Genomic DNA, 9,470 nt, shown 5'->3' with positions numbered 1-9,470 from the left:
TCTTCTTCGCCCTCCGCTCGCGGACTCGAAGTCGGCCGAAGAAAACACCCCTCGCTTTGCTTGGGGAAAAGGCATAATGGGGTCAAACCAAAATATGCGTTTTCTCCTCTTGTTGGGGGGAGAAGGGAAAGAGGGCGCTCGGGGTGTCTTCTTCGCCCTCCGCTCGCGGACTCGAAGTCGGTCGAAGAAAACACCCCTCGCTTTGCTTGGGGAGAGGAAAAGGGAAAGGGAAAGAGGGCGCTCGGGGACTTGAGACGTCGGTCGGGGAAAACATCCCTCGCTTTGCTCGGGGAGGAGGAGGGGGAAGAGGAAGAGGAAGAGGAAGAGGAAGAGGAAGAGGAATAAGAGGAGAGAAGAAGAAGGAGGATTGATGGAGGACAAGGGATACGCGGTTGGCAGGGAGATGCAGCTCGTCGCCTTTAAGGTGGGGAAGGAAGAGTTTGGCGTGGACGTCCTGAAGGTTGAGGGTGTCATCTCGCTGGTGGACATCACAAGAATGCCCAGGGCGCCGCAGTTCGTGGAAGGCGTCATTAACCTGCGCGGTCAGATAATAGCGGTGGTGAACCTTGCCTCCAGGCTCGGAATCGAGGCTTCGGAACGCGGATCCGCGAGCCGAATAGTGGTTGTGGAAGCCGGGGAAGTGAAAGTCGGGCTGATAGTGGACTCTCCCGAAGTCATCAATATCAACAAGGACGACGTAGAGGCCTCTCCGACGCTGACGGCCGGAGACGTTGAGTCCTCACTGATAAGAGGTGTGGTAAAAATCGAGGAAAGGCTGTTGATACTGCTTGATGTTGACGGGGTTCTCTCGGAGGAGGAGCGAATCGACATCGACGAGATAAGCAACAGTGCGCAGGCCGAAGAGGAAGAAGAATGACCACGCGCGCAAAAGGCATTGACATTGCCATTAGCAAGAGAGGAAGGATTTCATGGCGCCATCTGTTCTCATAGTCGACGATGCCCTTTTCATGAGGATGATGATCAAAGACATCCTCTCGAAAGACGGATTCGAGATAGCGGGAGAGGCGGAGAACGGCGTGGAAGCCGTGAAAAAGTATGCCGAACTGCGCCCTGACCTTGTCACAATGGACATTGTAATGCCGGAGATGGACGGCATTGAGGCCGTGCGCAACATCATCGAAATAGACCCCGGCGCCACAGTTCTCATGTGCAGCGCCATGGGTCAGCAACCTCTCGTGATCGAGGCTCTCGAGGCGGGCGCGAAAGACTTCATAATCAAACCATTCCAGCCAACCAAGGTAATCGAAGCGGTTCGCAAAGCTCTTTACAACGACGAGGGATAGGCCGCGCTAGAAAACGAAGGCGGGAGAGTTGGAAAAAAAGATCACCGTTCTCATAGTGGACGACTCCGCGCTGGTAAGACAACTTCTGGTCGACATGATCTCGCAGGATCCAGAGCTCGAGGTAGTGGGTATCGCGCGCGACGGGGTAGAGGCGATAAATCTGACGAATGAGCTTGCCCCGGATGTCGTCACAATGGACATTCACATGCCCGTGATGGATGGGCTATCCGCGCTCGAGTACATAATGAAAAAATCTCCTCGACCGGTGGTCATGCTATCCGCGTTTGTCAGCAAAGGCGCCGCGCCGACACTGAAGGCTCTTGAGCTTGGAGCGGTCGACTTTATCGCGAAGCCGAGCCAGTTTCCGACATCGGTTAAGGAGGTGCGCGAGTGTGTCCTCGACAAAATAAAGGCGGCGGCGCGCTCTCGCGCAAAGGAAGCATGGGAGCGCGCGCGCAGGGCCAGGCCACCAAAAAAGGAAGTCAAGTTTAATAGCGAAACGGTCAGGGGAGGCAAGGTGGTTGTTCTGGGCGCCTCGGCGGGCGGCCCCAGGGCGCTGATGGAGATCGTGCCCGCGTTGCCCGAGGGCGTGCCCGCGTCGATCGTAATCGTTCAACACATGCCTTCGCAGTTTACGGCGTCTTTCGCCGATCGACTCAACGCGAAAGCGCGCGTGGAGGTTTGTGAGGCGACTGACGGAGAAGAGCTTTTGGCGGGGGTCGCGCTTGTCGCGCCGGGGGGCCGGGACATGGCCTTCGAAAAAATTGGAGGCGGAAAAGCGCGAGTCAGACTGTTGCCGACAGTGGCCAGGTATGGCGCGAGCCCTGTCATCGATGTGACCATGGAGAGCGCCGCGCAAGTTTTCTCCGAGCGAGCGGTTGGCGTGTTGCTTTCCGGAATGGGCAACGATGGCGCGATGGGGCTCGGGATGATAAAGGACGTGGGTGGCAAGACGATAGCCCAGAATGAAGAAACGTGCCTGGTTTATGGAATGCCTCGCGCCGCTATCGAACGGGGAATTGCTGACGAGGTTCTCCCCCTGGAAAAGATAGTGGAAGCAATAGTCGCCCACTTGTAGAAACCGGAGAGCGAGCGCATGGGAATGGATATCTCCCAGTACAAAGATTTATTTATCACAGAGGCGCAGGAACATCTGGACGCCATGAACAAGTTCTTGCTGGAGCTCGAGAACGAGCCAGGAAACCTTGACGTCGTCACAGAGATATTCCGTTCCGCCCACACGCTGAAGGGCATGTCGGCGACAATGGGGTATGACCAGCTCACTGAGCTTGCCCACGAGATGGAGAACCTCCTCGAGCAATTACGCGCGGGCGACGCGGCAGTCACCGCGAGGGTGGTCGAGGTTCTTTTCGCGTGCTTCGACACCCTTGGCGAAATTATTGACGCTATCGCGGGGGATCGCTCTCAGGAGATCGATTTCAGCGGGCTAGTACTGGAGATCAGGGCTATTGCCGAAGCGGCGACGACGGAGAAACGCGCGGCCGTGCCGCAAGCTTTGGAGGAACCAGTGTCGGCCGAGACTCCACCTGAAGAACCGTCTGCTTCAACCGGGAAAGCGGCCGTCGAGCCCCCGGCAGCGCCCGAACCCGAAGACGAAGAGCCCAGGCCGTCCGCGGAAACAGGGGCTGGCGTTCTCGAGCTGGGTGAGCAGGACATGCTCAAGTACTCGGCCATGGCAGGCATGCGCATTTTGAGAGTGACGGTAGAGCTCAGCGAAGAATGCTTGCTCAAGTCGGTGCGCGTGTTCATGGTTTTCAAAAAACTCGCGCAGTTCAGCGATGTGATCGGTTCCCTGCCTTCCGCTGAGGTCCTGGAAGACGAGAAGTTCGATAGCAGTTTCCAGGTGGCGATTGCGACCCGCGAAGCCTCAGAGCGTGTCGAGAAATCCTTGCTTGCGATAGCGGAGATAGCATGCGTGACATGCGACGTGGTGCACGAACCCAAACAGGAGGCAAGGACTGGAGAAATCCCTGCGACACAGAAGAGCGGCGGCAGAGCCGACCCAATCTTCGTCGCGAGAAAGACCCAGAGCGTGAGAGTGAACATAGCCAGGCTTGACACTCTCATGAACCTGGTCGGGGAGATCGTCATTAACAGGACGAGGCTCGCGCAGATAGCCTCGAGTTTCGACATTCCCGAACTTCGCGAGGCGCTTGACCAGACCGCGCGGCTCACCGCCGAGCTGCGAGAGGAGGTCATGAAAACCCGGATGGTGCCGGTGGAGCACGTGTTCAGCCGCTTCCCGAGGATGGTGAGGGATCTTGCGATGGCCCAGAACAAAGAGATCGATTTTGTAGTGGAAGGCAAGGAGATCGAGCTCGATCGAACGATCCTCGATGAGATATCCGATCCGTTGATACACATGATAAGAAACGCTATCGACCACGGAATTGCGTCCCCCGAAAAAAGGCGCCAGCAGGGCAAACCCGCGTGTGGAACAGTGAAGCTGTCCGCGTATAGAGACCGCAATTACGTGGCGATCGAGATCGAGGATGACGGAGAGGGCATACAACCGACGAGGGTCTTCGACCGCGCCCTGCAGAAGGGACTTGTCACCGCGGACGAGCGCCGCGCCCTGACAGAAGACGACGTCCTGCGCGTGCTGTGCCTGCCCGGTTTCTCGATGAGCGATCAGGTGAGCGACGTCTCGGGTCGTGGGGTAGGAATGGACGCGGTAAAGTCCAGGGCGGAGTCGCTGGGCGGATTTGTGCTGCTGAGTTCCGAGCCAGGCCAGGGGACCAGGATGACACTGAAACTGCCCCTCACTCTTGCGATAGTTCATGCGTTGATGGTGGAAGTGGCGGGGGAGACGTACGCCGTCCCGCTCGGAACCGTGCGAGAGACGCACATTATCAATCCTGATGAGATCAAGACGGCGCAAAACCACGAGGCAATATTCTTAAGAGACGAGACTATCCCACTGTTGAGGCTTGATAGAGCGCTCGGGTGCTCTTATCAGCTCAACGGCGCGAAGTCTTTCCCCGTGGTCATTGTGGAGACAGGGCCGAGGCTTGTCGCGCTGGGGGTGCACTCCCTTCTCGGGCAGCAGGAAATAGTCATCAATGTGCTGGATAAGTTCTTGAAGAGAATCGAAGGGTTCGCAGGCGCGACGATACTGGGAACGGGGCGTATCGCGCTGATACTGGATGTCCCGAACCTGATGTAGCTGTCCATGCGAAAGGAATGAGCATAATGTCAAATGAAACTAACAAATCGCTTTCAGCAATTCAAATCGACGCGTTGCGGGAAGTAGGGAACATCGGCGCCGGCAATGCGGCGATTGCCCTTTCTGAGATGGTGAACAAAAAGGTCGATCTTTCCGTGCCGAAGGCGAGACTTCTTTCTCTTGCCTTCGTTCCCGACCTGGTCGGAGGACCCGAGGTTCCGGTGGCCGGCGTCTACCTTCACATCACAGGCGACTGTTCGGGAAGCATTCTCCTGCTACTGGAGAAAGAGAACGCGAACTTGCTTGCCGACTTGATGGTCCCGACTGTGTTGGGAGCGCTCGACATCGCGGTGGTGAAGGAGTCCGCGCTCCAGGAGACAGGGAGCATTCTTTCCGGGGCCTACCTGAACGCGTTGGGGCAGTTGACGGGGCTCTTCTTCAGGCCATCTGTCCCAGGGTTCGCGATGGACATGGCTGGCGCGATAATCGACTACGTGCTGGTGGACACTGGCGCCGTCGAGGATTACGTGCTGGTGATAGAGACTGATTTCATGGTATCCGGGGTAAAGATACTGGGGCACCTTGTCCTCTTCCCCGACATGGGAGGCCTCGCGATCATTCTCGAGCGGCTGGGGGTGCCATTTGAGTGAGGTCGTAAACGTCGGGGTCGCGGAGATCAAAATCGCGTGCAACTCCAGCATACTCGCGAGCTTTGGCCTCGGGTCGTGTGTCGCGGTCGCCATGTTCGATCCGTTCAAGAAAATGGGTGGCCTTGCCCATGTAATGCTGCCGGACAGCCACGGGAAGGAGATTGATACGGCGGCGGGCAAGTTCGCGGACACGGCGGTCGCGCGGCTGGTCGAGGAGCTGGTGGCGATGGGCGCGCGAAAGAGTTGCCTGAGGTGCAAGATTGTCGGCGGCGCGCAGATGTTTGAGATATTCACCGCGCGACGCGGTGACAGAGCAAACGACCCGCCTGCCCATATAGGGGCCCGGAACGTAGAGGCGGTCAAGCGCCAGCTCGAGAAGTTGAATATACCGCTTGAGGGAGAGGACACCGGCGGCGATCACGGACGCACGGTGAAGTTCAATCCTTGTACGGGCGAGGTCGAGGTCAGCTCGATCAAACACGGGCTACTCGTGATTTAACTTTGGGGCCAGGTCAAAAAAAAGACCTAGCCCCAAAGTTAAATCTTGAATTTCTTGACCATTTTGTCGAGTTCGCGCGCCAACTCCGAGAGCCTTCGCGCCGCGGTTGCGACATCCCGGGCAGCGACACGTTGATCCTGAATGGCGGAGGCGATCTCGATAGCTTTGTTGGCGCCGACTTCGGCAAGGATCTCACTTTCTTGCAGGAGTTCTCGGGCCTCCCTGGTTGACGCAAGTTCGCGCTCTTTCTCGGGCATGTTTTCCAGGTACTCGATCAGATTGTGGAATTTCTGGGTCTGCGACTCCGAGTTCCTGGCGAGGACGACCGCGGACTCGACAATGTCTTCGGCATTGCTGAACACGTCCAAAGTCCCGGCGGATTGCTCGTCGGCGAGAGCCGACATTCTGGCCGTTGTGCGGCTGGTTTCCAACAGCGCGTCGCGCAGGTAGTCGCGCATCCTCAAGAAAGTTGTGGCGAGAGACCCCACCTGGTCTCGAGTGCGAATCATAATGTCACCAGTCATGTCACCGGCGCCGATCCGGTTGGCGCTCGACACAAGCTCGTCTATGGGTCGGACGATGCTTCTCCCCAGGAAAAAGGATGCCGCGATTCCACAGGTCAGAACTCCCAGAGCAAACAAGAGAAGCGTCATTGCGATCTGGTTGGCGGGGGCGTACGCCTCGAGCGTAGGAACGGCTACCCCGATTATCCAGCCAGGCCCGGAGATCGCCACGCCGTCGGGTTGCTTGACGGGGGTCCACGCGATTAGATATTTTTTTCCATCGTACTGGATGGACTCTGAGCCGCTGTTTCCTGTGGCTGCTTGAACGATCAGATTCTCGAGAGATTGCTTGCTCGCCGCGGAAATCCCGGCCACAGCCGGGAAAATGCGTCCTGCGATCGGCCCTCCATCCTTGTCCACAAGAAACCCGTGGCCGGTGCGCTTGATATGTACGCTGGCCACCGTTTTAGTGATATCGCTGGTTTTTGTGAAGGCCACGATGTAGCCGAAGATCTGGTTCTTGCTGTCTCGTACCGGGGCAGACACGGTGAACACCGGGGACTCGAGAAAAACGGCGCTTAGCTCCGCGCGGTTGGAAAGGTAAGTAAAAGTGACGCCCCCGGACAGGGCGGTATCGAACCAATTTGTGCCACTCACGTTCGCAATTGTGGAGAGCTTTCCGGTACCGGAGATCACGTTGCCGTTGGTATCGGTGAACAAAACATCATGTCCGAGCGACCAATCTTGAACGGAAAGCGCGAGAGCGGCAGCGCGGGACTCGGGGGTTGCTGCTGGATCCCGCAAGGCGGGATAGTTGGCCAGAAGCAATATGCGCGCGCCCCGACTCTCGAGAGCGACTTCCACGACGTTGCGCGTCAGGTTGGCTGAATCGCTCATGTACTGATTGATGTCGTTGCAGATTATCCGAGTGACAAGCCCGTGGCTGATTGTTATTGAGGCGACAACCAAAATGACGATGAAGACAATGAAGCCGCCCGTTATTTTTATGCGGAGATCCTTCTCAAGGAACCTCAATCTGATCCTTTCACGGGTAAGCAGAGTTCATGTTCAGATAATATAACATGGTGGAACACAACAGTGGGCTTCAAACGCGAGATCAATTTTTGCCATGTGACATTGACGCGCGCTCTTCAGCGCGGGTTTTCACCCCGAGGAAGTACTTTTCCGTGGCGCATGCGATAGCGGAGGCGATCCTGGCAAGAAACGCCTCGTCCTTGAGGAGGGTCTCCTCGTCAGGGTTGGTTATGAAGACTGGCTCGACAATGATGACGGGCATCCGCGTCTCGCGCAGCAACCCGTAGGCGCGTCCGTGCGCGTGGCAGTCCACAAGGCCGCAAGCGTCCACCAGGGCATCCTGGATGTGGTTCGCGAGACGGTAGCCGTAGGGAGAGCGATAGTTCCCACTCGAGAAGTAGTAGCACGAGGCCCCGCGCGCCACCTGCCCGGCGTGCGAGTTCATGTGAATGGAGAGCATCAGCTCGACCGACTGCTCGTGGGCGCATGCGACCCGGCTCACGACATCCATGTACTCGCTGCGCCTTCTCGAGTAGAAAATTGTCGCTTTCGATTCCACCAGCAATTGGCCGAGGCGCTCGACGATCAACTCGGCGACCTCACTTTCGCGAACGCCTGAGGGACCCAGTTCGCCCGGGTCGGGAGGGTAGCCATGCCCGGGATCCAGCATGATCCGCCTGCCGGCGATGCCACCGGAGGGAAGTCCTTTTTCTGTTTCACGAACAGAAGCCACGCTGGTCGATTTGGTAACACGCGAGAGACGAAGAAGCGCGTCAACAGTCGCGATCCCAACGATGCCGTCCGCGCTCAGGCCGCTGTTGCGCTGGAACTGCTCGACGGCAATGGCGGTGTCGTGGTCAAAGACGCCATTCTCCTTGCCGCTGTAGAAGCCGAGAGCGTTGAGGCGGCGTTTCAAGTCGGCGACATCATCGCCGTGCAGCGGGGGCTCGCGCAGATAAACAAATCGATCCCCCAGCGCGCGGCTTGCGTCCACCAGAACAGGCCATGTGTCCGGCCCGACGATACCATCAGCGTGAAGGCCTCTGCTCTGCTGAAACGCGCGGATGGCGAGCTCGGTTTCTCTGTCGAACATGCCGGACGAGCGCTCATCGTTCTTGCGCGCAAGGAACCCGGCGGAAACCAGTCTGTTCTGAATATCTCTGACCTCGCGGCCCGACGAGCCTGTTTTGAAAACTTTCACGCGTTGTTCCTTGGGACAGCACTTCATAATTATTGTGACGGATTATAATAACAAATAGGTTCAGGTCTTTTTCTTTATGCCCCCTCTCCCCAGAGTGGACACGATAAAGACAAAGCATCACAGACGGGAATGTCTGTGCCATACAAAGACTTAGTGCCCCTTTCCATAAATACGGTAACGTACGGGGAAAGAGCGGAATGCGGCAGGCGCGGATGCAGCGGCGTTCGCTTGCGAGTATTTATGGAATGGGACACTTAGGCCAGGCCAGGAGTCAAGCACCGTCCACCCACGTTGATGACGATGAAACCCTCCAGGGTCGTTTCTCTCTTTAACCGAATTTTTTTACCTGCCCGCAACGTCCTCATAACCGTACGTGACGAACCTGCTATTGCAAAGCGCAAAGCGAAAGAGCGCGTGGGAATAAGGGGGAGAGAGATGATAAAGATGCTGAGGCACAAGGCAAATCAGGGAACCGGGGCGACCGCGCCGGCCGGGCGCGCGGCCACGATTGTCGACGCGTCTTATGTGACAAGGGTTGTCGGCGAGCAGTTGATTCAGAAGATCTGGCCTATCGAAGCCGAGGTGCTGCCATCCCGCGCGCTTCCCGCCGTCATTTACCCGGAGGATGACTTCTGGCGCGTGATGGAGATCCTGATAGGGCGGGCGCTCACGGCCTCACCACTCGAGGGCACGAGTCCATATGCGGTGGTGGGCTCGAAGAGCGATGCGAGCACGATCTTCTTCTCCGTGCGCACATCAGCGCCCGGGGCGTTCAAGAATGGCGGCGAGGGTGACATCGGCGACATGTTCAATCGCGATCCAGAACTCAGGATCCATGAGGCCAGCGCAATTGTCGAAAAGAACGACGGCCGCTTCTGGGTCGATGAATGATTCGGCGAAGGCTCTACCGCGTACTTCACTATCCGCCGCTAAATCTTTGTGTAGCACAGATATTTGCTTTGTCTTGAGTATAGCGGACCCAGTTTTCTTGAACACGGATTAAGGGTTAATCTTTCGTCCAAGGAGGTGGTCCGATGGGATCGACAGACAATGGAAAAGGAAGAGACAATGGCGCGTTGGGCGGAGAGAAG

Annotated in this window: 10 protein-coding genes; 8 read left to right on the top strand and 2 right to left on the bottom strand. The window is 57.3% G+C overall.

What is annotated here, in order from left to right:
• The first annotated feature begins 60 nt into the window (after positions 1-60).
• Genes CVT63_06785 through CVT63_06755 form a run of 7 tightly spaced genes read left to right on the top strand, consistent with a single transcriptional unit; the run spans position 61 to position 5,640 of the window.
• Positions 61-345: a hypothetical protein gene (locus CVT63_06785; protein PKQ27675.1), complete on the top strand. Its 285-nt coding sequence runs from the start codon at positions 61-63 to the stop codon at positions 343-345.
• A gap of 25 nt (positions 346-370) precedes the next feature.
• On the top strand, positions 371-877 hold the full coding sequence (locus CVT63_06780) for a chemotaxis protein CheW (GenBank protein ID PKQ27674.1): 507 nt from the start codon (positions 371-373) through the stop codon (positions 875-877).
• Between the two features lie 52 nt (positions 878-929).
• Complete coding sequence (locus tag CVT63_06775; protein ID PKQ27673.1) at positions 930-1,304, top strand: two-component system response regulator; 375 nt, start codon at positions 930-932, stop codon at positions 1,302-1,304.
• Positions 1,305-1,332: 28 nt separating this feature from the next.
• On the top strand, positions 1,333-2,382 hold the full coding sequence (locus CVT63_06770; protein ID PKQ27672.1) for a chemotaxis response regulator protein-glutamate methylesterase: 1,050 nt from the start codon (positions 1,333-1,335) through the stop codon (positions 2,380-2,382).
• A gap of 18 nt (positions 2,383-2,400) precedes the next feature.
• Complete coding sequence (locus tag CVT63_06765; protein PKQ27671.1) at positions 2,401-4,491, top strand: chemotaxis protein CheA; 2,091 nt, start codon at positions 2,401-2,403, stop codon at positions 4,489-4,491.
• A gap of 26 nt (positions 4,492-4,517) precedes the next feature.
• A complete protein-coding gene (locus tag CVT63_06760; GenBank protein PKQ27670.1) occupies positions 4,518-5,141 on the top strand; it encodes a CheY-P-specific phosphatase CheC in 624 nt (207 codons plus the stop codon).
• Positions 5,134-5,640, top strand: coding sequence for a chemotaxis protein CheD (locus CVT63_06755; protein PKQ27669.1), 507 nt, complete (start codon positions 5,134-5,136; stop codon positions 5,638-5,640). The genes CVT63_06760 and CVT63_06755 overlap by 8 nt, the downstream gene beginning before the upstream one ends.
• 38 nt (positions 5,641-5,678) lie before the next feature.
• Here the strand turns inward: CVT63_06755 and CVT63_06750 are convergent, their stop codons facing one another.
• Together CVT63_06750 and CVT63_06745 are read right to left on the bottom strand one after the other, a co-directional pair.
• On the bottom strand, positions 5,679-7,178 hold the full coding sequence (locus CVT63_06750) for a hypothetical protein (GenBank protein PKQ27668.1): 1,500 nt from the start codon (positions 7,176-7,178) through the stop codon (positions 5,679-5,681).
• 82 nt (positions 7,179-7,260) lie between these two features.
• Positions 7,261-8,406: a hypothetical protein gene (locus tag CVT63_06745; protein PKQ27667.1), complete on the bottom strand. Its 1,146-nt coding sequence runs from the start codon at positions 8,404-8,406 to the stop codon at positions 7,261-7,263.
• Between the two features lie 267 nt (positions 8,407-8,673).
• Between CVT63_06745 and CVT63_06740 the strand changes: the two genes are divergently transcribed.
• A complete protein-coding gene (locus CVT63_06740) occupies positions 8,674-9,270 on the top strand; it encodes a hypothetical protein (protein PKQ27666.1) in 597 nt (198 codons plus the stop codon).
• Positions 9,271-9,470 lie beyond the last annotated feature (200 nt).

This window comes from Candidatus Anoxymicrobium japonicum, assembly GCA_002843005.1.
GTDB lineage: Bacteria > Actinomycetota > Geothermincolia > Fen-727 > Anoxymicrobiaceae > Anoxymicrobium > Anoxymicrobium japonicum.
Note: the sequence above shows the minus strand (reverse complement) of the source record. Positions and strands in the feature narration are given on the sequence as shown.

Excerpts from the sequence above, each read along its gene's own strand:
- CVT63_06760 (PKQ27670.1), top strand. The coding sequence starts at position 4,518 with ATGTCAAATGAAACTAACAAATCGCTTTCAGCAATTCAAATCGACGCG.
- CVT63_06745 (PKQ27667.1), bottom strand. The coding sequence starts at position 8,406 with ATGAAGTGCTGTCCCAAGGAACAACGCGTGAAAGTTTTCAAAACAGGC.
- CVT63_06740 (PKQ27666.1), top strand. The coding sequence starts at position 8,674 with ATGACGATGAAACCCTCCAGGGTCGTTTCTCTCTTTAACCGAATTTTT.
- CVT63_06765 (PKQ27671.1), top strand. The coding sequence starts at position 2,401 with ATGGGAATGGATATCTCCCAGTACAAAGATTTATTTATCACAGAGGCG.
- CVT63_06780 (PKQ27674.1), top strand. The coding sequence starts at position 371 with ATGGAGGACAAGGGATACGCGGTTGGCAGGGAGATGCAGCTCGTCGCC.
- CVT63_06775 (PKQ27673.1), top strand. The coding sequence starts at position 930 with ATGGCGCCATCTGTTCTCATAGTCGACGATGCCCTTTTCATGAGGATG.